Source organism: Paenarthrobacter sp. Z7-10 (genome assembly GCF_026932795.1).
Lineage (GTDB): Bacteria > Actinomycetota > Actinomycetes > Actinomycetales > Micrococcaceae > Arthrobacter_M.
Map to the genome: position 1 here is coordinate 1 of NZ_JADPVH010000061.1, position 22,654 is coordinate 22,654.

The 22,654-nt window shown below is 63.7% G+C and carries 20 protein-coding genes, 1 tRNA gene, 1 other RNA gene and 1 pseudogene; 13 read left to right on the plus strand and 10 right to left on the minus strand.

Translation table 11 applies throughout. The features are described 5' to 3' along the window. Positions 1 to 46 precede the first annotated feature (46 nt). Positions 47 to 1,405, minus strand: a complete 1,359-nt coding sequence (locus tag IV498_RS15545) for an MFS transporter (protein WP_269048005.1) — start codon at positions 1,403 to 1,405, stop codon at positions 47 to 49. A 422-nt stretch (positions 1,406 to 1,827) separates the two neighbouring features. Here IV498_RS15545 and IV498_RS15550 point away from each other — a divergent pair, with 422 nt between their 5' ends. The 6 genes from IV498_RS15550 to IV498_RS15575 all read left to right on the plus strand — a co-directional run bounded on the left by IV498_RS15550 (position 1,828) and on the right by IV498_RS15575 (position 6,167). Continuing rightward, positions 1,828 to 3,117: an adenylosuccinate synthase gene (locus tag IV498_RS15550; protein WP_269048006.1), complete on the plus strand. Its 1,290-nt coding sequence runs from the start codon at positions 1,828 to 1,830 to the stop codon at positions 3,115 to 3,117. A gap of 66 nt (positions 3,118 to 3,183) precedes the next feature. Further along, positions 3,184 to 3,990 carry a carbon-nitrogen hydrolase family protein gene (locus tag IV498_RS15555; protein ID WP_269048007.1) on the plus strand — a complete coding sequence of 269 codons (807 nt, stop codon included), beginning with the start codon at positions 3,184 to 3,186 and terminating at the stop codon, positions 3,988 to 3,990. Positions 3,991 to 4,136: 146 nt separating this feature from the next. Next, positions 4,137 to 4,550: an SUKH-4 family immunity protein gene (locus tag IV498_RS15560; RefSeq protein WP_269048008.1), complete on the plus strand. Its 414-nt coding sequence runs from the start codon at positions 4,137 to 4,139 to the stop codon at positions 4,548 to 4,550. Positions 4,551 to 4,578: 28 nt separating this feature from the next. Continuing rightward, positions 4,579 to 4,995 (plus strand): CoA-binding protein, encoded by a 417-nt coding sequence (locus tag IV498_RS15565; RefSeq protein ID WP_269048009.1) that lies wholly within the window; start codon positions 4,579 to 4,581, stop codon positions 4,993 to 4,995. A gap of 87 nt (positions 4,996 to 5,082) precedes the next feature. Continuing rightward, on the plus strand, positions 5,083 to 5,505 hold the full coding sequence (locus IV498_RS15570) for an MmcQ/YjbR family DNA-binding protein (RefSeq protein WP_330059738.1): 423 nt from the start codon (positions 5,083 to 5,085) through the stop codon (positions 5,503 to 5,505). After that, positions 5,502 to 6,167: a DUF1990 family protein gene (locus IV498_RS15575; protein WP_269048010.1), complete on the plus strand. Its 666-nt coding sequence runs from the start codon at positions 5,502 to 5,504 to the stop codon at positions 6,165 to 6,167. The genes IV498_RS15570 and IV498_RS15575 overlap by 4 nt, the downstream gene beginning before the upstream one ends. A 70-nt stretch (positions 6,168 to 6,237) precedes the next feature. On the opposite strand, the gene purL is transcribed toward IV498_RS15575, so the two are convergent. The 3 genes from purL to purS are packed head-to-tail and all read right to left on the minus strand — an operon-like array spanning position 6,238 to position 9,631. Next, entirely contained in the window at positions 6,238 to 8,583 is a 2,346-nt protein-coding gene (gene purL, locus IV498_RS15580) for a phosphoribosylformylglycinamidine synthase subunit PurL (RefSeq protein ID WP_269048011.1), read from the minus strand. Further along, on the minus strand, positions 8,580 to 9,377 hold the full coding sequence (purQ, locus tag IV498_RS15585; RefSeq protein ID WP_269048012.1) for a phosphoribosylformylglycinamidine synthase subunit PurQ: 798 nt from the start codon (positions 9,375 to 9,377) through the stop codon (positions 8,580 to 8,582). Before purQ ends, purL begins: the two co-directional genes overlap by 4 nt. Positions 9,378 to 9,379: 2 nt before the next feature. Beyond that, entirely contained in the window at positions 9,380 to 9,631 is a 252-nt protein-coding gene (purS, locus tag IV498_RS15590) for a phosphoribosylformylglycinamidine synthase subunit PurS (RefSeq protein WP_269048013.1), read from the minus strand. 146 nt (positions 9,632 to 9,777) lie between these two features. Between purS and IV498_RS15595 the strand changes: the two are divergent. Then, a pseudogene (locus IV498_RS15595) lies at positions 9,778 to 10,068 on the plus strand (DUF503 domain-containing protein); the annotation flags it as partial. Positions 10,069 to 10,661: 593 nt separating this feature from the next. On the opposite strand, the gene IV498_RS15600 reads toward IV498_RS15595, so the two are convergent. Then, positions 10,662 to 11,648: a 3-methyladenine DNA glycosylase gene (locus IV498_RS15600; protein WP_442951362.1), complete on the minus strand. Its 987-nt coding sequence runs from the start codon at positions 11,646 to 11,648 to the stop codon at positions 10,662 to 10,664. A 109-nt stretch (positions 11,649 to 11,757) separates the two neighbouring features. On the opposite strand from IV498_RS15600, the gene IV498_RS15605 reads away from it, so the two are divergent. Together IV498_RS15605 and IV498_RS15610 are read left to right on the plus strand one after the other, a co-directional pair. Beyond that, positions 11,758 to 11,982, plus strand: a complete 225-nt coding sequence (locus IV498_RS15605) for a hypothetical protein (protein WP_269048014.1) — start codon at positions 11,758 to 11,760, stop codon at positions 11,980 to 11,982. Positions 11,983 to 12,115: 133 nt separating this feature from the next. Beyond that, the gene (locus tag IV498_RS15610; RefSeq protein WP_269048024.1) at positions 12,116 to 12,298 is read left to right on the plus strand and encodes a hypothetical protein; all 183 of its coding nucleotides are present in this window, start codon (positions 12,116 to 12,118) and stop codon (positions 12,296 to 12,298) included. An 18-nt stretch (positions 12,299 to 12,316) separates the two neighbouring features. Here IV498_RS15610 and IV498_RS15615 read toward each other — a convergent pair whose 3' ends face one another. Then, entirely contained in the window at positions 12,317 to 13,603 is a 1,287-nt protein-coding gene (locus tag IV498_RS15615; RefSeq protein WP_269048015.1) for an aspartate kinase, read from the minus strand. Positions 13,604 to 13,890: 287 nt separating this feature from the next. Between IV498_RS15615 and IV498_RS15620 the strand changes: the two genes are divergently transcribed. Both IV498_RS15620 and IV498_RS15625 read left to right on the plus strand, forming a co-directional pair. Continuing rightward, positions 13,891 to 14,865: an ABC transporter ATP-binding protein gene (locus IV498_RS15620; protein ID WP_269048016.1), complete on the plus strand. Its 975-nt coding sequence runs from the start codon at positions 13,891 to 13,893 to the stop codon at positions 14,863 to 14,865. Then, positions 14,862 to 16,010, plus strand: a complete 1,149-nt coding sequence (locus IV498_RS15625) for an ABC transporter permease (protein ID WP_269048017.1) — start codon at positions 14,862 to 14,864, stop codon at positions 16,008 to 16,010. The genes IV498_RS15620 and IV498_RS15625 overlap by 4 nt, the downstream gene beginning before the upstream one ends. Before the next feature lie 165 nt (positions 16,011 to 16,175). Here IV498_RS15625 and recR read toward each other — a convergent pair whose 3' ends face one another. The 3 genes from recR to ffs form a co-directional block, all read right to left on the minus strand. Further along, positions 16,176 to 16,775 carry a recombination mediator RecR gene (gene recR, locus IV498_RS15630; RefSeq protein WP_269048018.1) on the minus strand — a complete coding sequence of 200 codons (600 nt, stop codon included), beginning with the start codon at positions 16,773 to 16,775 and terminating at the stop codon, positions 16,176 to 16,178. Between the two features lie 55 nt (positions 16,776 to 16,830). After that, positions 16,831 to 19,788 (minus strand): DNA polymerase III subunit gamma and tau, encoded by a 2,958-nt coding sequence (locus IV498_RS15635; protein ID WP_442951363.1) that lies wholly within the window; start codon positions 19,786 to 19,788, stop codon positions 16,831 to 16,833. Positions 19,789 to 19,840: 52 nt separating this feature from the next. Continuing rightward, positions 19,841 to 19,936, minus strand: an RNA gene (gene ffs / locus IV498_RS15640) — signal recognition particle sRNA small type. Positions 19,937 to 20,128: 192 nt separating this feature from the next. Between ffs and IV498_RS15645 the strand changes: the two genes are divergently transcribed. Together IV498_RS15645 and IV498_RS15650 are read left to right on the plus strand one after the other, a co-directional pair. Next, positions 20,129 to 21,313 (plus strand): S53 family peptidase, encoded by a 1,185-nt coding sequence (locus IV498_RS15645; RefSeq protein WP_269048020.1) that lies wholly within the window; start codon positions 20,129 to 20,131, stop codon positions 21,311 to 21,313. Between the two features lie 248 nt (positions 21,314 to 21,561). Then, positions 21,562 to 21,646, plus strand: a tRNA-Ser gene (locus tag IV498_RS15650). A gap of 183 nt (positions 21,647 to 21,829) precedes the next feature. Here the strand turns inward: IV498_RS15650 and IV498_RS15655 are convergent. Then, entirely contained in the window at positions 21,830 to 22,378 is a 549-nt protein-coding gene (locus IV498_RS15655) for a hypothetical protein (protein WP_269048021.1), read from the minus strand. Positions 22,379 to 22,654 lie beyond the last annotated feature (276 nt).

The following is a 22,654-nucleotide window of genomic DNA, read 5'->3' on the forward strand; positions in this document are numbered from 1 at the left end:
AGGGCCACCCGGAATCCGGGTGGCCCTGGTTTGTGCCAGCTGCTGGCTAGGAAACGGTGCGCGTCCCCTTGGGCTGCCGTGCGTAGGTGTCCGGGTCCGATATATCGGACTTCGAGTAGTCCCGCAGGCCGAAAGCCGCTGCGATCGTAATCAGAGCCGACACCAGAATGTATACGGAGACCGCATATCCGGTGCCGAACTGATGGAGCAGGAAGGTGGCCACCAAGGCGGCCGGGCCGCCGGCGATGATGGAGGCCAGTTGATAGCCCAGGCCAGCTCCGGTGTACCGGAGATTGGTCGGGAAGTTCTCCGCAATGATCGACGCCTGCGGGCCGTACTGCATGGCGTGCGGGATGAGCGCTACGGACAAGGCAAGGAAGACCAGCCAACTTACACCGCTGTCCAGCAGCGCGAAGTAGACAAAGCCCCACACGCCGGTGATGCCGGCGCCTATCAGGTAGATCTTTTTACGTCCGACCGTGTCGGACAAATGGCCGAAGTAAGGGACGAAGAAGAGTTCGATGGCGGCCGCGACCATGGTGCCGATCAGGACAAAGTTGTACGAGTAGTTGTGGTTCTTATCCGTCAGGTAGGACAACACAAATGCCGTGACGATGTAGAACGGCATCTGCTCCGACATCCGGAGCAGTGCGGAAAGGATAATCGCCTTAGGGTGGCGTCTGATCACTTCGAGAACCGGAGCTTTAAGGGTCTTTTGGGTCTTGACCACGGAGGCGAACATCGGGGTTTCCAGAATCTGGAGCCGGATGTAGAGCCCAATGGCAACCAGCACCAGGCTAAGAAGGAACGGGATCCGCCATCCCCAGGCGATGAAGGCATCGGTTCCCATGACGCCGTTGAAGATTGCCATCAGACCCGTGGAGAGAATAATGCCAATGGCCACACCCAACTGCGGCCAGCTGGCCATCAGCCCCCGGCGCTTCTGATTACCCCACTCCATCGACAGCAAAATGGAACCGCCCCATTCGCCGCCGACTGCAACACCCTGAAATACGCGAAGGATGATCAGGAGCGCGGGTGCGGCGTCGCCCCAGGTTCCGGCGCCGGGAAGCACTCCGATCAACGCCGTCGAGATCCCCATCATCAGCAGCGTGATGATGAGCATCGTTTTGCGGCCCATTCTGTCGCCCCAGTGCCCGAAGATCGCAGCTCCCACCGGACGGGCCAGGAAGCCGACGAAATAGGTGGCAAAGGCCGAGATCAGCCCCAGGTAGGGGGACATGTGGGGGAAGAACACGTGCGGGAAAACCAGTGCTGCCGCTGCACCATACAGGAAGTAGTCGTACCACTCGATCGTGGTGCCGATGGTACTGGCGACCGCGGCCTTGCGCACCTGACTTCGATGTTCGGCGCTGCTTATTTCACTCGGTTCGACGTTGGACATCGTTGTCTCACTTTTCCTGTTGAACGTTCAACTGGGTCCCAACACGCGGCCCTGTTGTGGCGGTTACGTTTCGTGCTCTCCACGACGTAACATGATCGCGGCTGCACGCTTGCTTACATCTATCTGTCTAATCACAGCGGTGTGAGTTGTCAAGGATAACGATGTATCATTTGTCTCCGATCTTGCCGGGCGGCCGAAAGCAGCCCCGTCGTACGTCCGAAAATGAGTCAACGAAGCCACACCGCGGAACGGGCGGCAAAATCCGCTAAACTTGGCAGGTAAGAGCCCCAAACTCTTAGACCAGAGTGCCGCCGTTCCGACGGCACAAGCGGGCGGAGTGGTGGGGCGTTCTCATGCACGGCGCCAGCCGAGTGTCCCCCGGGGGTCATCGTCCGGGCGCCCAACTGATGGGGGAGGATCCCATGCCTGCAATCATGATCGTTGGAGCCCAATGGGGAGACGAGGGTAAAGGAAAGGCCACCGACCTGCTCGGCGGCCGTGTCGACTTCGTGGTGAAGCCCAACGGCGGCAACAACGCCGGGCACACCGTCGTCGTCGGCGGTGAAAAGTATGAACTCAAACTCCTCCCGGCGGGTATCCTCAGCCCCAACGCGGTGCCGATTATCGGCAACGGCTGCGTCATCAACCTTGAGGCTCTGTTTCAGGAAATCGATGGACTGAAGGCGCGCGGTGCGGATACGTCCAAGTTGAGGGTCTCCGCCAATGCCCATCTGGTTGCTCCTTACCACCAGGTGCTGGACAAAGTCACCGAGCGCTTCCTGGGTAAGCGGGCCATTGGCACCACCGGACGCGGCATCGGTCCCGCCTACATGGACAAGGTGGCCCGGCTCGGTATCCGGGTCCAGGACGTGTTCGACGCATCAATTCTGCGGCAGAAGGTGGAGGGTTCGCTGCAGCAAAAAAATGAGCTGCTGGTGAAGGTCTACAACCGCCGGGCAATCAGCATCGACGAGGTGGTTGAATACTTCCTGGGCTTCGCGGACAGACTTCGCCCGCTGATGGTCGACTCGACCTCCGTCCTCAACACAGCGCTGGATGAAGGCAAGGTGGTGCTGATGGAAGGCGGCCAGGCCACCTTCCTGGACGTGGACCACGGCACCTACCCGTTCGTCACCTCGTCCAATCCAACGGCAGGAGGAGCCTCGGTCGGCTCGGGCATCGGCCCGACCCGGATCAGCCGCACAGTGGGCATCATCAAGGCTTACACGACGCGGGTGGGGGCCGGGCCATTCCCCACCGAGCTCTTCGACGAAATGGGCGAGTGCCTGCAGAAGACCGGAGGCGAGTTCGGCGTCAACACCGGCCGCCCGCGCCGTTGCGGCTGGTATGACGCCGTGCTGGCCCGCCAGGCCTCCCGCGTCAACGGCTTCACCGACTACTTCCTGACCAAGCTGGACGTACTGACCGGGATCGAGCGGATTCCGGTCTGCGTTGCCTACGATGTCGATGGCGTGAGGCAGGACGAAATGCCCATGACGCAGACCGAATTCCATCACGCCAAGCCGATTTTCGAGTACTTCGCCGGCTGGACCGAGGACATCACCGGAGCGCGTACTCTGACCGATTTGCCACGCAACGCGCAGCTTTATGTGCAGGCGCTGGAATCGATGTCCGGAACACGGATCTCCGCCATTGGTGTTGGCCCTGACCGGGACCAGACCATCGTGATCCACGATTTGATCAGCGGCTGAGGAACCCTTAACCCGGCGGGCGGACAGCGGTTAGGCTTAGTTAGGGCACTGAAGCGAGGAGATGCCATGAAGGTCAGCGTGGGCCAGTTCAATCCTGGCGGAGACGTGGGCGAAAACCTGGCAACCATGCGCCGGTTGGCGGACGCTGCCAAGGCTCAGGCGGCCTCGCTGATCGTCTTCCCGGAGGAATCGATGTTTTCCGTCGGTCGGGTGCACGGAGATTTCGCGGCCGCGGTGGATGCGCAATGGACCACTTTTGTCCGCGGGCTGTCGCTGCTGGCGAGCGAGGTGGGCATCGCCGCCATTGCCGGTGGCTACGAAGGCAGCGGGGAGGACCGGCCGTTCAACACGTTGATCGCTGTTGCCGATGATGGCCGCATCATTGACACCTACCGCAAGCTCCATCTGTACGACGCATTTTCGTACCAGGAATCAAAACGGATCAAACCGGGCGATGGCGGCATCAAGCTGGTGACGATCGGTGGTCTGCGTGTGGGCATCATGACCTGCTACGACCTTCGTTTTCCTGAGCTGGCGCGGGCCCTGGCCGACGAGGGAGCGGACTTGATCTGCATTGGTGCAGCCTGGTTTAAGGGCGACCATAAGGTTGACCATTGGGAATCGCTGCTGAAGGCCCGCGCCATCGAAAACACCTGCTGGGTGGCCGCGGCCGGCACGTCGAGTGAGCATTGCATTGGTCATTCCGTCATCTTGGACCCGATGGGGATTCCGCAGGTCTTCCTAAACGATGAGCCTGAAGGCATTGCGACGGCGGATGTGACGCTCAAACGCATCGAGGAGGTGCGCGAATTCCTGCCCGTGCTCAAAAACAGGCGACTCGCCGGCACGGCGCGAATCGTCCCGGCCCACTAGCCTTTTTGAGGTCGCCGCCCGGCCTCCGCTGTCCCCGGACTCCCGATGCGGTAAATCCCCGAAGTTTTCCAGCGCACGAGCCTCCACGCGCATAGCATTGACGGTATAACACCCGGTGGCTAGTCTCGGGACAACGGGAGGTACAGATGGACGACGATCAGATCCACCAAGTCTTGGCTCGCCTTGGCCCCATCGGCTATGAAGATATTCCGCACGAGGGTGAGTGGCAGCGGCCGCCGTACAAGAATGACACGGCAGGACGGGCGATCGTGCTCGTCGACGGCGATTTCCAGTTTGTCGTCGTCGACCGTTTCAGCGGCGCAGTCCGTTCCGTTTGCGAGGATGACGAAACACTGATGGCTTCCTCACTGGATCAACTGGTCCAGATTGCCACCTTGTGGGGGGCCATCGACCGCGACGCCATCGGACCGGAGGACGACGACGAATTTGACCGGGTTGCGCGGAACTTCGAGTCCCAGCTGAAGAGGATTGACCCGGCCGCGGCACGTCCGAGCGAGTTTTGGTGCCTGTACGCCGAGGAACTCAGCAACGGCGGTTGACCGGGCCCGCCCGGCGTAGGCTGGCGGTATGGCGGAAATTAATGACCCGGATGTCATCGCACGGCTGCTGCGCACTCCGGCCCGCTGGGCCGTCGTCGGGCTGTCCGGCAATCCGCTGCGACCTGCCCTGGGGGTCGCGAGGTTCCTCCAGCAGCGGCTGGGAATGGAAATAATCCCGGTGAGCCTCAAGGGTGACAGCGTCTATGGTTCCCCTGGCTATACCAGCCTGAACGATGTGCCGGGCACGGTGGACGTGGTTGATTGCTTTGTGAATTCCCAGCGCGTGGGCGCCGTCGTTGATCAGGCGATCGCGATCGGAGCCAAGAGCGTCTGGCTGCAACTGGGCGTGGTGGACGAGGCGGCGGCGGCGCGGGCGACAGCGGCAGGACTGGACGTCGTGATGGACAGATGTCCGGCGATTGAAGCTCCAGGACTTGGACTCTAGGCTGACCTGCAACCGGCTGATGCAAGCCACCTGTTTGGACAGATGGGGCAGCCGAGGCCAAACCGCCCGTCCGGATAGATGGGGTATATGCTCCCCCTTGTGGACGCCGCGCAGCTCAAGAGCACCTGTCTGGCCCAACCCGGAAGTTTTGAGGACTTTCCCTTTGGGACCGAGACCTCCGTGTTCAAGGTATGCGCACCCATTTCCGGTGAGTTCCGGCATGAGTCCAAAGTCTTTGCCCTCAGCAACCTGGCCGAACATCCGTTGGCGGTGAGCCTCAAGTGCGATCCGGTGTTGGCCGAACAGCTGCGCCGTGCCCATCCGGAGATCACCGGCGCCTACCACTTGAACAAGAAACACTGGAACTCGGTTCTATGTGACGCTGGACTCCCGGACGCCATGGTTTTGGACTTGATACAGGACTCCTACGACCTCGTGACCGCAAAACTCTCCGCGGTGCAGCGGGAGGCTCTGAACTGGCCGGGGACCGGCGCGGGAGGACGCCAGTGAGCCGGTCGTCCGGCGGGGGCGAACTAACCTACCCGCAGCATGGCCTCACCCGCAGCCTGGCATCCGAGGAGGGTGCTGGGTCTGGGGGCAGCGGTGGATCCGCCATCTCCAGGGACACCGACTGGCCGGAGGGATACCGTCGAGTGCATCATCGGATCCAGGTGGCCCACGGAGCCCAAGCGTACGGACGACTGGCCCGCGGCATTTTGGATTGGGGTATCCAGCGCGGCGCCGGTCTGCGCGTCGCGGCGCTGCCGTCGCTACGGCATCAGGGTACTGACGCTGATGCCTCTGCCGACGCCGACGGTGCCGTCCGAATCGGCTCCCGCGTTGCCTGCGGTTTCGGGCTGGGGCCGATCCGACTCCCAATACCCTGCGAAGTGGTGTGGCTGGAGAAGCCAACAGCCGTCGTCGTGCTGCCCGACGGGCGAACTCGGCCTCAGCGTGCCGGATTCGGTTATGGCACCCTTCCCGGCCACCCGGCCAGCGGCGAGGAGGCGTTCATGGCCTCTCTGCACGCCGATGGGAGCGTGTATTTTGAGCTGCTCGCCTTCAGTAAGCCCGCGGGTCTGATTTTCCGCCTCGGCAGCCCCGTCACCACGTTCGCCCAAAGCTTCGCCACCCAACGCTACCTTCAGGCTGCCAAAGAACTCGCCCGCTGAAACCCATCATCGAGTGAGTACTTGGTGCGCGAGACGGGACTGCATCGCGCACCAAGTATTCAGTCGATGATCAGCCGAAGTACGCTGGCAGGGTTCCCTCGTGCGCCCCGCGAAGTTCGTCCAGCGGCACGGTGAAGTGTCTCTGAATGTCCAGCGACACGGCATCGGCGTCCACCACACCGATCCGAATGGCAGGGAACGCGCGGGCTGTGCACATGTCCGTGAACCGGATTTCCTCGGAGCGCGGAACGGCGACGACGGCGCGGGCCTGCGATTCCGAGAACAGCAGGGTGAAGGCGTCGATTCCGTCCCGGGCACAAACCTCGTCCAGGCCGACGCGGGCGCCGACGTTGAAACGCAGCGCGGACTCCACCAGGGCGGCGGCGAGGCCCCCTTCGGAGAGATCATGCGCGGAGTCCACCATGCCATCACGGGAGGCGTTGATCAGGATCTCCGCCAGCCGCCGTTCACGGTCCAGATCAGCCTTGGGCGGCCGGCCACCCAAGTGGCCGCGCAGGTTGGCCCACTCGGAGCCGTCCAGCTCGTCCGCCGTCGTGCCGAGGAGATAGATGGCCTGGCCGTCCTCCACCCAGCCCGACGGCGTGCGGCGTGCGACGTCGTCGAACACTCCCAGCACGCCGACGACGGGCGTCGGGTGGACGGGGACGCCACCGGTCTGGTTGTAGAGCGAGACGTTGCCGCCGGTGACGGGAACGCCCAGTTCCCGGCACGCGTCGGAGAGGCCGCGAACGGACTCGGCGAACTGCCACATGACCTCAGGGTCCTCAGGAGAGCCAAAGTTCAGGCAGTCGGTGACGGCAAGCGGCTTGGCGCCGGAGGTAGCCACGTTGCGGTAGGCCTCCGCCAGCGCCAGCCGGGCTCCCTCGTAGGGGTCAAGATAGGAGTAGCGGCCGTTGGCATCGGTGGAGAGCGCCACGCCCAGCCCGGTTTCCTCGTCCACCCGAATCACGCCCGCGTCATCCGGCATGGCCAGCGCGGTGTTGCCCTGGACGTACCGGTCGTACTGGCTGGTGATCCAGTCCTTGGAGCACATGTTCGGCGAGGCCATGAGTTCCAGGACAGCCGCGCGCAGGGCCGGTGCACCCTCTGGACGCGCGGCATCCTGGATGCTTCCGCTGAAGCCATCCGCCTGGATGCCGTCCAGCCATTCCGGGCGGTGGAATGGGCGGTCATAGACGGGTCCGTCGTGCGCCACGGTACGTGGATCCACGTCGACGATAGTTTCGCCGTCCCATTCGATGATGAGCCGGCCGGTGTCCGTCACCTCGCCCAGCCAGGAGTACTCCACTGCCCATTTGTCCAGAATGGCCTCGAAAGCACCGACATTCTCCGGCGTGACCACTGCCATCATGCGTTCCTGCGACTCGGACATCAGGATCTCGCCGGGCGTCAGGGTGGGGTCGCGCAGCAGGACCTTGGTCAATTCGACGTGCATGCCGCCATCGCCGTTGGAGGCCAGTTCACTGGTGGCGCAGGAAATGCCAGCGGCGCCCAGGTCCTGGATGCCCTCCACCACGGAGGCCTTAAACAGTTCGAGGCAGCATTCGATCAGCACCTTCTCCACGAACGGATCACCCACCTGCACGGCCGGACGCTTGGAGGGTTTACCGGCGTCGAAGGACTCAGAGGCCAGTACGGACGCGCCACCAATCCCGTCGCCGCCGGTCCGGGCGCCGAAGAGGACCACGCGGTTGCCCACGCCCGAGGCATTGGCCAGCCGGATGTCCTCGTGCCGCAGCACGCCAACGGCCAGCGCATTGACCAGCGGATTGCCCTGGTAGACCGAATCGAAGACCACCTCGCCGCCAATGTTCGGCAGGCCCAGGGAGTTTCCGTAGCCACCGATCCCGGAGACGATGCCGTGCACCAGCCGCGCCGTGTCCGGGTGGTCGATGGCGCCGAAGCGCAGCGGATCCATCACTGCCACCGGTCGGGCGCCCATAGATATGATGTCGCGGACAATGCCTCCGACCCCCGTCGCGGCGCCCTGGTAGGGCTCCACAAAGGAAGGATGGTTGTGCGACTCGACCTTGAAGGTCACCGCCCAGCCGTCGCCGATGTCCACCACGCCGGCATTTTCGCCGATGCCCACCAGCAGGTGTTCCTTCATCTCGTCCGTGACCTTGTCGCCGAACTGGCGCAGATGATTTTTGGAGGACTTGTAGGAGCAATGCTCGCTCCACATCACCGAATACATGGCCAATTCAGCCGCCGTGGGACGCCGGCCCAGGATTTCCACCACCCGCCGGTATTCGTTGTCCTTCAGGCCCAGCTCAGCCCAGGGGAGCTCGGTGTCCGGCGTCCCCGTGGCATGTTCCACCGTGTCGATGTTGAACTTTGGCGTGTCCGGGTGCTGGTTGACAGCGGGATTGGCCACCGGAATGGGTTGGCTCATTTGGTGCCTCCGACGAGCGTGTTGAGGATTGAGGTGAAGAAGCCCAAGCCGTCCGTACCGGCGCTTCGCCCGCTGGCCGCATCGGGACCGTAGCCGCTTTCCACCGCATGTTCGGGGTGCGGCATGAGACCGACGATGTTGCCGGCGGCATTGGAAATGCCGGCGATCTCCCGCCGGGACCCATTCGGATTCCCGCCCACATAGCGGAAGGTCACCAATCCCTCGGCCTCCAGCGCGTCCAAGGTCTTCTCGTCCGCGATGTACTGACCGTCCTGGTTCTTCAGCGGAACCGTGATTTCCTGCCCCGGCAAATAGTCGGTGGTCCAGGCCGTCGCGTTGTTTTCCACGCGCAGTTTAGCGTCCAGGCAGGCGAACTTCAGATGGTCGTTCTTGATCATCGATCCGGGCAACAGGTGGGACTCGGTCAGGATCTGGAAACCGTTGCAGATGCCGAGCACCGGCAGCCGGGCGGTCGCGGTCCGTGCGTTGGCGGCTTGGATGATCCGTTCCATCAGCGGCGCAAACCGGGAGAGGGCGCCGGCGCGCAGATAGTCCCCGTAGGAGAAGCCACCGGGGATGATGACGGCGTCCACGCCGGCAAGCTCTGGGTCCGCATGCCAGAGGGCGACGGCGGTGCCGCCGGCAATGCGTACGGCGCGGGCGGCGTCCCGGTCGTCAAGGGTGCCGGGGAACGTAATGACGCCGATGCGGGCGCCGCTCAGGCCTTGGGCCGCGTCGGCGCGGGAGCCGGTGGAAAATGTTGGGGCAGCGCCGATCAAAGGCGTTTCGGTCATGATCAGTCCGCCAATAGTTCGACGTTGACCACGTCTTCGATGACCGGATTGGACAGCAGCGTTGTGCCGGCACGGCGGGCCTGCTCGAGGATCTCTGCGGTAACCTCGCCGTCGACTGTCAGTTCAAAGCGCTTGCCCTGCCGGACGCCGCTGAAGCTGGTGAAGCCTAAGCGCGGCAGCGCGCCGACTATCGCCTTCCCCTGCGGGTCAAGAATCTCGGGCTTGGGCATAACATCGACAACGATCCTGGGCATCCGTCGAACTCCTGGGGTAAGAGAGGGGGCCGCGGAAAGTGCCGTCTCACGCTATCGGAATCGAATGGATCCAGCGCTCCGCGAGCTTGCCCCACCATTCTATCGAGCTTTTGGACGCAGCGTTTCGCCTGCGGGAAGATGGGAGGATGTGGATCGGATGGATTGAATTCGACATTCTCCTGGGAGAGGTTTTTTTGCTCAAAGAAAAGCGCGCGGTGGTACGGCCGCTGGTGAACGAGCTGCGCCGGCGCTTCGACCTGGCGGCCGCCGAAACCGGTGACCAGGACCTGCTGCGGCGTACGCATATCGGGATTGCAGCCGTGGCCGGAGACCGCCCGCATCTAGTCGAGGTCCTCGACGCGGCCGAACGCCTGGTGGCGGCCCACCCCGAGCTGGAACTGCTCAGCACCCGGCGCCGGCTCTCGACCTCCGAAGATGAAGAGACTAAAGGTCAGCGTTCTCCGGCTTGTCCGCCCAGCAGCGGGGCCAGCATGTTCCAGACGGCAATCTTGCAGCCGTCGGTCTGGCTGAAGCTGTCCTTGACGTCTTTACCGTGAAACGTTCCGCTCACCGTTGCCACGCGCGAACTGCCCATCTGCATGGTGCACTTCTGGTCCCGCACGGCAGCTGGAGCGAGGAGGACGGCTCCGTGCTTCTCAAGTGCCGCGCAGGCGCTGTCGGCGTCCACCACGGTTGATTCAGTCGTGGCCGACGTCCCGTTGCAGACCAGAAAGGAGGTGGCGGCCGGGGAGTCCGGTGAATCTTTGATCTGCACTGTGAGCCGTGCGCTGGACGTTCCGGAGGCACTCGCCGAGGCGGCCGGGGATGAACTGTCGGATGGTGGACCGGCCGGATCAGAGGGAGATTCCGCCGCAATACCGGAGGGGGTGCCGGCTCCCGGAGATCCCGGCGTGCCGCAGCCGACCAGCCCCTGCAGAAGGCATGCGAGCAACACCGGTGCCAGCAGGCGATGCTTTCCCGCCGGGCCCAAACGCTGTTCCTGTCCTTTGGCCCTGAGCATTTCCTCAGCCTACTGCGCGAGGATGGAGGGGAGCGGTTCTGATGCGGAATCGTTGCCCTGCGGGATGCCTGCCGCGCCGGTCAGGAATTCGATGGCCGCTAATAAACGGCCCCGAAGGGTGGCCGTCAGCGCACTGAACCGGCGCTGTTCGGACACGTACGCGGCCTTACCTTCTGGTGTTTCAATCGGTATGGCAGGGTATCCCCACTCCTGCAAATCGTATGGCGATGCCTGCATGTCCATGGCGCGGATCTGCCAGGACAGTTCGAAGCAATCCATCACCAGCTCACTGGGCAATGCCGGCGCGAGTTTGTATGCCCATTTATACAGATCCATGTTGGCGTGCAGGCATCCGGGTTGTTCCAGATCGCGCTGGTTTCCCCGGGTGGGGGTCAATTCATTGCGCGGAGCCGCCTGCGGGGTATAAAACCGGAAGGCGTCGAAGTGTGTGCATCGGATCCGGTTCGCTTCCACTACAGCGTCTGTGCCCTCGGACCCAAGCCGCAGGTTCAGGTATTCGTGCCGCACGTTGTTGGCCTCCTGCCGATAGACCATGGCCCACTCATGCAGCCCAAAACAACCGAACTGCGCGGGACGGGCGGCCGTTCCGCCAAGGATGATCCGGGCAAAATTGATCATTTCACCCCGGTCGGTAGCAAATTTGGCCGCATCGAAGAGTACGGCAGGTTCCCCCGTGGGCACATCTGCGACCGCCCGCTCCAGATGGTCCGCAGTGCGGTAATATTTCCACGCCATGCGCCCGGCGGTTTCCGCTCCGAGCAGCAGCACCCCTGGTCCTGGATGCCAGCGCCGCAGCTGGCCGGGTTTCTGCGTGTAGTAAGTGAAGAGGAAATCCTCCACCGGATGCTTTCGACCGGATGAGCGGCGCCGCAGATACGGATCGGCATAGCCGGCCACGCGCTGTTCGTGAGCGTGCATCCGCGCGAGCCATTGGGCGGGTGGCAGGGCATTTAAGGAAAGCTGCTCGCCTGTCATTCCTCCATTGTCCCAGCATCAGCGAAAATGGCGGATGCCGGGCCAGCTGGCTCCGGACCCGGTATCCTTCAGCCAACACCGCCGAAGGGAAATGGCGTCAGGAAATCACATGTCCGAGGATCGTTTCGTGCACAAGCTCATGCGGGCAACCGGCCGGCTCCGCGCCATTTTCGGCCCCGCCCACAGCAGCCCCCTGGACCATGAAATGACTGCGGAAAACGTCGAGCTGCTGCGCCGGCGCCAAGCCGAGGCCCAGCAGTGGGAAACCGTGACGCGCCCCGACGGCAGCACCTACGTGGTGGCGAAAAACCGGGACGACAAGTCCCTGCGCTGACTGCCATCTGCCGCACCTCGGACGGTCCTTTGTCCTCCCGCGCGAGTAGAATTGGGGAACTTAGGCACCCTTGATCCGGTGCGGGAGGGAGGTGGTGAAGGTGGCTGACAAACCACAGTTTGTCCAGCGGTTCATGCACTTCACGGACCATATGCAGCAGGTTTTTGGAGCCGCTGACCGTGCCGATGTCGATGCACCAGTGGTGCATAGGCACGACGATTTTGAGCTGGCATCCGAAGAGGATCTCGCCCAGTTCGAGGTGGAAACCGATTCGGAGGGGCACCATTACGGCACCCGCAAGCCGCACGCTGCGTAGTTGCGTAGGAACGGGCAGCTAGCGGCCCGTTCCGCCGTAAACCGTGGCCTCGTCGTCGCCGTCGAGGTCAAAGGCCTTGTGCACGGCGCGCACAGCCGTGTCCAGCAGGTCAGCGCGCGTCACCACGGAAATCCGAATCTCCGACGTCGAGATCAAATCGATGTTGATGCCCGCATCGGAGAGGGCCTTGAAGAACTTGTAGGAGACGCCCGGATGGGAGCGCATCCCCGCCCCGATCAGCGACAGCTTGCCGATCTGGTCGTCATAGATCAGCGATTGGAATCCCACCGACGCCTGGGCCGCCCGCAGCACGTCCAACGCCTCCGCACCTTCGACCATCGGCAGGGTAAAGGAAATATCGGTCCGGCCGGATCCGTGCGTGGAAATGTTCTGCACGATCATGTCGATATTCGTGTGCGCGCCGGCCACAATGCCGAAGATTTCCGCCGCCTTGCCCGGAATGTCGGGGACGCCAACGACTGTGACCTTGGCTTCCGAACGATCGTGCGCGACGCCGGAGATGATTGGCTGCTCCAAGGCAACTCCCTCTGAGATCTTGATCTTGTCATCGGGACTGGGCATAACCCAGGTCCCTTCGTGGTCACTGAACGAGGACCGCACATGGATCGGCAGCCCAAACCGGCGGGCGTACTCGACGCTGCGCAGGTGCAGGACCTTGGCCCCGGAGGCGGCCAGTTCCAGCATCTCCTCGCTGGAGATGGTGCTGATTTTCTGGGCACCGGGGACCACCCGCGGATCCGCCGTATATACGCCGTCGACGTCGGTGTATATCTCACACACATCGGCCTCAAGCGCTGCGGCAAGCGCGACGGCGGTCGTGTCTGAGCCCCCGCGTCCCATGGTGGTGATCTCATTCGTGCTGCGGCTCATGCCCTGGAATCCGGCCACAATGGCCACGTGTCCCTTGTCCAGGGCGGTGCGGACCCGGTGCGGATCGACGTCGATGATCCGGGCCTTGCCGTGGATTCCATCCGTGATCATGCCGGCCTGGCTGCCGGTGAACGACTGGGCGACTGCGCCCAAACCGTGGATGGCCATTGCCAGCAGCGCCATGGAAATCCGCTCGCCGGCGGTCATCAGCATGTCCAGTTCCCGTGCCGGGGGCTGATCCGCCACCTGCGCGGCCAGATCCAGCAGTTCATCGGTGGTGTCGCCCATCGCGGAGACCACGACAACCACCTCATTACCCGCCTGCTGCGTCTGCACGACCCGGCGCGCCACACGTTTGATACCGTCGGCGTCGGCCACCGATGACCCGCCGTACTTCTGGACAATCAGGCTCATCTGCACACACTCATCGGCTAACCTTGGCACTCCTGGACACAAATAACGGACAAATTGACGCAGACAACCACTTCGCGGCGTTCCTGCTGTCCGGGCTAATTGCTGCCGGCCGGAAGGCGCAGTCGGCACACCCGGCGGCTGGCCCAGTTTATCCCCGCGCAGTCCCGACGGCGGAATTCGTGGCGGATCATGACCTGTCCGCTGCGTTCCCCCTGTTGTCCCCGAACCGGCTCACCCATAGGATGACGGAGTCACGGTGACGAGCTTGGTGGGGGGAAGGGACAGCTATGACGGCTGAGTTTGCGGGGCCGGTCCGGGAATTGCAGAACGACGACGACGGTGGCGGCGGGGGAGTCGTGGCAACAGGTATTTCCCGCCGTTTCGGGACCGTGAAAGCCGTTGAACACATCGACTTCATCGCGCCGGCTGGTCAGGTTACCGCCTTGATCGGCCCCAATGGTGCAGGGAAGACCACGTTGCTGCTGATCCTGGCCACGCTGCTGGCCCCCGATACCGGAAGCGTGCGGATTTTCGGTGTGGATCCGTCCGAAAATGCCGCGGCGGCGCGGCTGAACATCGGCTGGATGCCAGACACTTTGGGGGTCTGGGAGTCACTCACGGCGCGCGAAATCCTGACGCTGATGGGCAAGCTGTACCGCATGCCGCCGAAACGAATTACGGCCAGGGTCAGCGAACTGCTGGATCTGGTGCACCTGGGGGAGTTGGCGGACCAGCCGGCACGGGTGTTCTCCCGGGGACAGCAGCAGCGGCTGAGCCTTGCCCGCGCGCTGATCCACGATCCCGGCGTGCTCATGTTGGATGAACCAGCATCCGGTCTTGATCCAGGTGCCCGGATCGACCTGCGGAACCTGCTGCGGCGCCTTGCCGGCGAGGGAAAAGCCATTGTTGTTTCTTCCCACGTGCTCTCCGAGCTGGATGAAATCGCGGACGGTGCCGTCTTCGTCAATCACGGGCGCTCGGTCAAACAACAGACTCTGACGGAGGCGGCCTCGCAGGGACGGCGCTACGCCGTGACAGCCAGGGACATGGCAGCATTGGCCGGAAAACTGGAGCAACTGGGGCTTGTGTACCGTACCGGAACAGGCCGCCGCGGCTCAATCTCATTGCTCCTCGCCAACGAGGCGGATGCGGTCAGGCTGCTGCGGGAACTTGTCATAACCGGGGTGGCGGTCACGTCCTTTGCGCCGGCGGCCGGTGCGCTGGAGGAAACGTACCTGACTTTGGAGGGGGAACAGCGATGAGCATCACTCGTGAGGAACCGTCCACGGCAGGCATGGACCACGGCGGCGGATACCTGCGCGGAATTGGCAATGTGGTGGGACTGGAACTGCGGCAGCGGCTCCGGTCCAGGGGCTGGTTCATTCTGCTGGGCATCTGGTTTGTGCTCATTGGGTTCGTCACGCTGCTCAGTTGGTCCGGCGCCAATGCCTCTCGGGAGTATTCTGAGGTCGCTGGCGGCAGCCAGCCAAGCAGTGCCGGCCCGATGATCTTCGAGATTGTGGTTGCCTTCGTGCTGTTGTTCGGTCTGCTGGTGGCCCCGGCCCTGTCCGCCAATGCTGTCAACGGTGATCGGTCCGGCGGCACTTTGGCCATCCTGCAAGTCACCCTGCTGACCCCAGGACAGATCCTGTGGGGAAAGTTCCTCGCCTCTTGGATAGCGGCGCTGGCGTTCCTGGTGAGCAGCGCCCCATTTCTGGTTATCGCCGTCGTCCTCGGCGGCATGACGCCGGGCCACATCCTGGTATCGCTGGGAATGCTGGCCGTGGAACTCGCCGTGGTCTGCGGCATTGGCGTCGGCATCTCGGGACTGGCCAACCGCCCGCTGTTCTCCATTGTGGTCAGTTACCTCACCATCGCGGCGCTGGTGGTGGGAACTGTCATTGCCTTTGCGCTGGGAGTCAGGCTCACGCAGGGAACCGTGTTGGCCAATGAAGCGGACTATCAGCAGTCTCAGGTTTACCTGCCGGAGTCTGGGCAGGTTCCCAGCGGACCAGGTTATGTTTGCGGGGGGCCGCTGCAGGAACAGCGCACCGTCCATACCGAACGTGTCGCGTGGCTGTTGAGCCTGAATCCTTACGTCGTGGTGGCCGATGCCATTCCCTACCCTCCGCGTGCCGGACAGTCTTTGGGCATGGCCGGCGTGCTCGGTGCCAACGGAATGCTCGAGGGGATCAGCCAAGGCGCGCGTGCAGCGCTGGCGGGACCGGCGGGCACCTATCCGTGCGCGGGCGGTAAAGTCCAGGCCAGCTACCTGGAGCAAACCACTCCGATGTGGCCGTTGGGCCTGGTGCTGCAGTTCCTTTTGGCCGGCGGATTGATGTGGCTGGGATGGCGGGCGCTTCGGACCCCGTCCCGGAAGCTGGCCCGCGGAACCCGTATCGCCTAACCGCATCGAGTGAGCGCCTGGTGCTCGATACAGCCCCGTATCGAGCACGTAGTGCACAGTCGACGCGGGTTAACCCCAGATGGCGAGAGTGCTGGGGAGGGTGGCGAGGGGGATGGGCGGAGGGCTGGCGAGGCGGAGGGTGGCGAGGCGGAGGGTGGAGAGGGGTTAGGCGATGGCGTTCCGGCGGCCTTCGAATGCACGCCCCAGTGTGACTTCGTCAGCGTATTCGAGGTCGCCACCCACCGGCAGCCCGGAAGCCAGCCGCGTCACCGTGATGCCGATGGTCTTCAGCATCCGCGCGAGATAGGTCGCCGTGGCTTCACCCTCCAAGTTGGGATCTGTGGCAATGATGATCTCTTCGATCGCACTGTCGTTGAGCCGGGTCAGCAGTTCGCGGATCCGCAGCTGCTCCGGACCCACTCCTGCGATCGGGTTAATCGCGCCGCCCAGCACGTGGTAGCGGCCCTTGAAGGAGCGGGTCCGTTCCACCGCCTGCACATCCTTGGACTCCTCGACTACGCAGATGACGGTGGGGTCACGGCGTGGATCGCGGCAGATGATGCATGTGTCCTGCTCCGAAACGTTGCCGCAGATGGAGCAAAATTTGACCCGTTCCTTGACAGTGACCAAGGCGGTGACCAGCCGCTTGATGTCCTCGGGGTCGGCTTCGAGGATGTGGAACGCCAGCCGCTGAGCCGACTTTGGCCCAATTCCGGGTAGTCGTCCCAGCTCATCGATGAGCTCCTGAACTGCTCCCTCGTACACCTATGCCTCGTTCTGTCGTTGGGTTGCAGTGCGGATGTTCATGAGCCGGACAGAATCATGAACCATTAATGGAGCGTTCTTCAATCAACCGGCCGCCAAGGATACGTTCGACGGCGGCGCGGCCCACCAAGGTTGATTCTTCGATGGTCTCGTCATCCGCGCTCGGGATGTCCTCAACATACGGCAAGTCTACTTTGCGCTCGGGAGGCGTTGCCCGGGCTGCCTGTGCCTCCGGACTGTTCTTAAGCCGTTCATACAAGCTCATTTTCGGTTTGACGCTGAGCCCGGTACCGCCCCCGGCTCCGACACTGGCCACCTGCTCCGGTGTCTGCGGCCGAGCCGGCGCCTGCGCATGTCCCGGGGCTCCGGCTCCAGGTGCTCCCGACGCTGGTTGGGCTGGAGGGGCTGGCGCCCAGACCGTGCCCGAGGTCGGAGACTTCTGCGTGGCTTGGGCAGGCGTTAGACCGGCCGCAGGGGGTTTGGCCCAGTCCGGGGCGTCCGAAATTGCACCCCAGCCCGGATCGGCCAGCCGGGGCGTCTGAACTTGGCCCGCGCCGAGGCCATCCCGGGACCCCTGTGGCTGCCTGGCGCCCTGGCTTTGGGCGCTGTCCTGAGCATGGTCCTGGGAATCGACTGCGGTTCCCGAACTGCTCGTCCGTGTCCGTGGTGTCTCGATGTACTCGGGCGGCACGTCCCATTCGGATACGGGTTCGTCGTTGGAGTAAGGCGGTTCTTCCGGGTCACGGACATTTCTGGCGACCGGTTGATCCTCCCGCTTCGACGGAGCCGCCGCCGATGCTTTGGGTCTTTCTGCCGGGCGGGGCTCGCGGGGTGCGGGCAGCGTCGCGGCGGCGGTCCGTGCGGATGGCACCGAATACGCCGCAGGATCGGCAGGATCGGCAGGGCCGGCATCGGAGGAAGCCGGGCCCGGCGGAGGACTTTTGTGTCCCGCAGGCGTCAGCCCAGCCGACGACGACGCATTGTCAGTGAGCGTTCTACCCGCCGCAGGTGCCGCGGCCGGATTGGCCGGGCTATGGACTTTTGGGCCGGGTTCAGAGCTCGAACCGGCCGATGAGCCACCTACAACCGGCGTCACGCGGCACTGGATACCCAGCGTGGTGTTGATCGCAGCCTGCAGATTGCCGGCGTGGTCTCCGCGGCTGAATGCTCCGGCCAAACCCTCGGTGTTGAACGCCAGCTGGAGCGTTTCGCCGTCGAAAGCCTGTGGGGTTGCGTTCGGCGCCACCAACGCCCAACTGCTCCGCTTCACCTTGGCCAGGCTGTCCAGAATTTCCTGCCACGCACGCCGGAGCACCTCGATGGGGTTGGCTGTTGCCACGGCCTGACCATCAGCATTGCCGGGCGTTCGTACTGCGCCGGCTTCCGGCGTCGGGGCTGCTGAAGTGCCGGGACGGGCTGCGCTTTCGGCAGCTGGCGACCGCTGTTCCTCGGAGCGCTGATGTTCCGAGGTTTGTTGTGTGGATGGCGGCTTGGAAGGCGGCCCGGACTGCCCTTGGGACTCCGGCCGCTTCACAGCCGACGCACCGGCCGGCGGTTTACTGCGGTCGGTTGCGCCGCTGGGAAATTCGTCGGCCGGCCAGTCACCGGTGCTGACACGGGGTCGCCCAATGGGCGCCGGTGCGCCCTGTTCGGTATTCCGGTCTCCGGTGGAGCCCGACGCGGTTGGTGTCGTGTCCTGGCCAGTTCCTTGAGCGGACCGGTCCGCGTCCCGCTTGGCCGGGGTGTTGTCCCGCCCTTTCGCCGGCTCTGGGATACTCTCCGCCGCCAGCGCCGGAATACTCCCTGCCAGCTGCGGGGGCGCACCGGCGGAAGCCTCGGGAACGCCGTAGCTGAGCCGGCGCTCAATCCTGTCCAGCCGCGCCGCCATTCCGCGGCCAGACTGGTCCGCCCCGGGAAGCAGCAACCGGGCACTGAGCAGCTCCAAATGCAGCCGGGGGGACGTTGCCCCCGTCATTTCGGTGAGCGCATTATTGGTCACGTCCGCAGCCCGTGAAAGTTCGGCGGCTCCCAGCTGCGTGGACTGGGTCTGCATCCGGGAAATCTGATCCTCCGGCATGCCGCGCAGAATCGCATGGGCGCTCTCCGGCATGGCCTGGACAATAATCAGGTCCCGGAAACGCTCCAGCAGGTCTTCCACGAAGCGGCGCGGGTCGTGCCCGGTCTGGATCACCCGGTCAACGGATCGAAACACGCTTCCCGAATCCGAGGCGGCCAGAGCGTCGACGACGTCATCCAGCAGGGATGCATGTGTGTAGCCCAGCAGGGATACCGCCAGCTCGTAGTCCAGTCCGGACGGCCCGGCGCCTGCCATCAGCTGATCGAGCACGGACAGGGAATCTCGGACCGAACCTCCTCCTGCCCGGATCACCAGGGACAGTACCCCGGGCGCCACCGCAACCTGTTCCTGCTGGCACAACTGACCCAGATAGGCCATCAAAGGCTCGGGCGGAACCAGGCGGAACGGGTAGTGGTGGGTGCGGGACCGGATGGTGCCGATCACCTTGTCCGGCTCCGTCGTGGCAAAAATGAACTTTATATGTTCCGGCGGCTCTTCGACGATTTTCAGCAGGGCATTGAACCCGGCGGAGGTGACCATGTGGGCCTCGTCAATAATGAAGATCTTGTAGCGGTCCCGCACCGGAGCAAAAGTGGCGCGTTCCCGCAGATCGCGGGCGTCGTCGACGCCACCGTGGCTGGCGGCATCAATTTCGATCACATCAAGTGACCCCGAGCCGCCGCGGGCCAACTCGACGCAGCTGTCGCACCGTCCGCAGGGCACCGCCGTCGGGCCTTGAGCACAATTCAGGCAGCGCGCCAATATTCGGGCCGACGTTGTCTTACCGCAGCCGCGCGGACCGGAAAAAAGGTAGGCATGGCTGACTCGGTTCTTCGCCAGCGCTGCCATCAGCGGTTCGGTGACATGCTCCTGGCCGATGACGTCGGCAAACGAATCCGGACGGTATCGGCGGTAGAGAGCTGTAGGTGCGGCCACAGGTGAAACCCTATCTGTCATGACTGACTTTCGTGCGTGCCCGGGATCTTAAAGTAAAGACCCCTCATGCACCCGCCAGAGCCCGCTTACCCTTGCTACCTTCCGGTCCTGGGGGAGTTCACAGGGTGACGCCACATGAGGGGCCGTCAACGAGTTTACCCGAATTTTCGACCCGGGTTGAACGGCAACGATGGCGTTGTGGATGGCTGCATCCGCAGGACGCGGCCCGCGCAGGCAATAACAGGGCTGGACATTTTGAAACAAATGGTTGATAGTTTTGTCACGACCTTTTGACAACGGTGTCACGTTGCGGGCGTTCCTAAATCCAAGGAGATAGTCTGTGAAAAAACTGATCGGCGCCACCGGCGCCATCCTGCTGGCGTTGAGTGCGGTGGTGCTCGGAACCCAGAGCGCCGGCGCGGCGCCAGTGCACAAACTGCAGGTAGAGCGACTGTGTGCTCAGGCGGCTCCACACTCCGCGGCCTGTTTTGGAGAGAAGCTTGTCCCCAGTGCTGGCCTGTCACCCAGGCTGTCCGGACCGCCGTCGAGCGCCATCACGCCGGCCCAACTGCAGGACGCCTATAACCTCTCCGGCCTTCAGTCCGGCGGCCGTACCGTGGCCATCATCGACGCCTACGGCTACCCCAACCTGGAGCGCGACCTGGGGATCTACCGCAGCCAGTTCGGCCTGCCGGCCTGCACCAAGGCCAATGGGTGCCTGAAGATTTTGAGTCAAACCGGTGGCACCAGCCTGCCGGCCTTCAACGCCGGTTGGGCCGGCGAGCAGGCTTTGGACGTCGACGCAGTCTCGGCGGCCTGCCCCGATTGCCGCATCACCGTGGTTCAAGCGAAAACGCCGAGCTTCACCAACCTCGGAACGGCGGCCATCACGGCCTCCAAGCAGCCAGGCGTTGTAGCCATCTCCAACAGCTACGGCGGCGGCGATGCCTCGGATGCAACCTACTCGAAGTACTACAACTTCCCGGGCATCGCGGTTACGGCGTCCACCGGTGACAGCGGATACCAGGGCGGTTCGTACCCCGCGTCCTCCTCGTACGTGACGGCCGTTGGCGGCACCACCCTGACGGCGTCCTCGACGTCGCGCGGCTGGTCTGAATCCGCCTGGAGCGGTGCAGGATCAGGCTGTTCAACCTTGAATCAGGCACTTCCGGCCGCCGCAGCGGTGGACACCGGCTGCTCCGGACGGGCCATGGCCGACGTCTCGGCGGCCGCCGACCCGAACAATGGCGGCCTGGCCGTGTACTACCCCACCAATTCCTCTTCCTCGACCTGGGGACAGATCGGCGGCACCAGCGAGTCCGCGCCGATCATCGCCTCGGTCTACGCACTTTCCGGCAATACGGCCGGAACCGCCAACGCCATCCCCTACGCCCACAGCTCCTCGCTCTTTGACGTCACCGGCGGCAGCAACGGCACCTGCCCGACCACCCAGTGGTGCACGTCCCGAACCGGCTGGGATGGACCCACCGGCCTGGGAACGCCCAACGGTGTGAGCGGGTTCTAAGACCGGTCTTTCCTTCCGAAGACCGCACCTGAAGGGCGGCAGAGCTTAGAACGGGGCTCTGCCGCCCTTTCGCTTCTCCTGAAGCGGACGACGGCGTTACTCACCTTGGCGGTTGCGGCCCGCCCAATGCGGACGGCTGTCAGACCGGCTCGGACGGCGGAGCTGGATCTATACATCGCCCGCCCACCGATTAGGAACAAAGCAGGCCAGACCGGTACTCTGGAACCTGCTCATCGCGAGCAAAATCTGGAGGATTCGCCTAGCGGCCTATGGCGCACGCCTGGAACGCGTGTTGGGTTAACGCCCTCGGGGGTTCAAATCCCCCATCCTCCGCTGCAGGCCCCCTCGTAAGAGGGGGCCTTTTGCATGCCCGCCCCTCCAGACGGCAGCTGCCCGTTGGCTGGACCAGAGTTGCCTGCCGGATTGGACCACATCTGGCCCCCCGGCCGGACCATAACTGGGCCGCCGGGCTGAATCCGGTCAGGCAGCGGCCCCGCTTACCGCTGCGGTTCAGGGTCAGGGCGCTGAGCCGCAGCCTTCGCCATTCGGATTGACATTGCAGTCATCGGCATAGTTCTTGGTCACGGAGCGCCAAACACTGACGGGAAGCGGGGCCGAAGTGAACGTTCCTTCGCCCGGGATGGGTAGCGCCGGGCCGCCGTTGACCGAATAGGTGCCGCGGAAATAGGTGGCGACAGAAACCGCGAAGTCTCCCGTTTGTCGGTAGAGGTGGCTGGTACGGGTTTTTTCTCCCCAACGGTCCGATGGCAGAGGAGCGCCCGGGTAAGGGGTTGGGCCTAGAACAGTTCCGTCGCCGTAGTTCCACAGGTATTGGGCGGGAGTGGCGGTGATGTGGACCTTTTGGCCGAGAAGCTTGATGTTGAAGGTCTGTTCCGAGGCGTTGGCGTAGAAATTCGTTTCCGCGCCACGCAGCGTGTTGGGACCCGGCTGGCTGGCGAGTGCGGCGGGAACGACGGGTGAGTTCTTGAACTCGTGCGCAATGGTGGCGGCAATTTCGTCCAGTACATCCTTGGGCTTCTCGGCGTAGATGCAGGTGGGACCCATGAGGAAGGTCCAAACAGGCGGCTTTATTGCCTTGGGGGAGGAGTACCAATTGACCGGCCGGCCACCTTTTCCGGCTGTGCACTTGATCGTCGTTGCCAAGCAAGCTCGATCAAAGTTGTTCATACTCACTAGGAGCCCGCTGATTAAGGCGGATCTATTATGCCCGGGTTTTTCCGGTGGGCCATTTTTCGCGCCGGAGCCGGACGCCGGATTGGGCTCTTCTGGGCTGAAGTCCTGATCCGGAGCCGGTCTTGGGCGCTCCATGGGGCTTCTCGC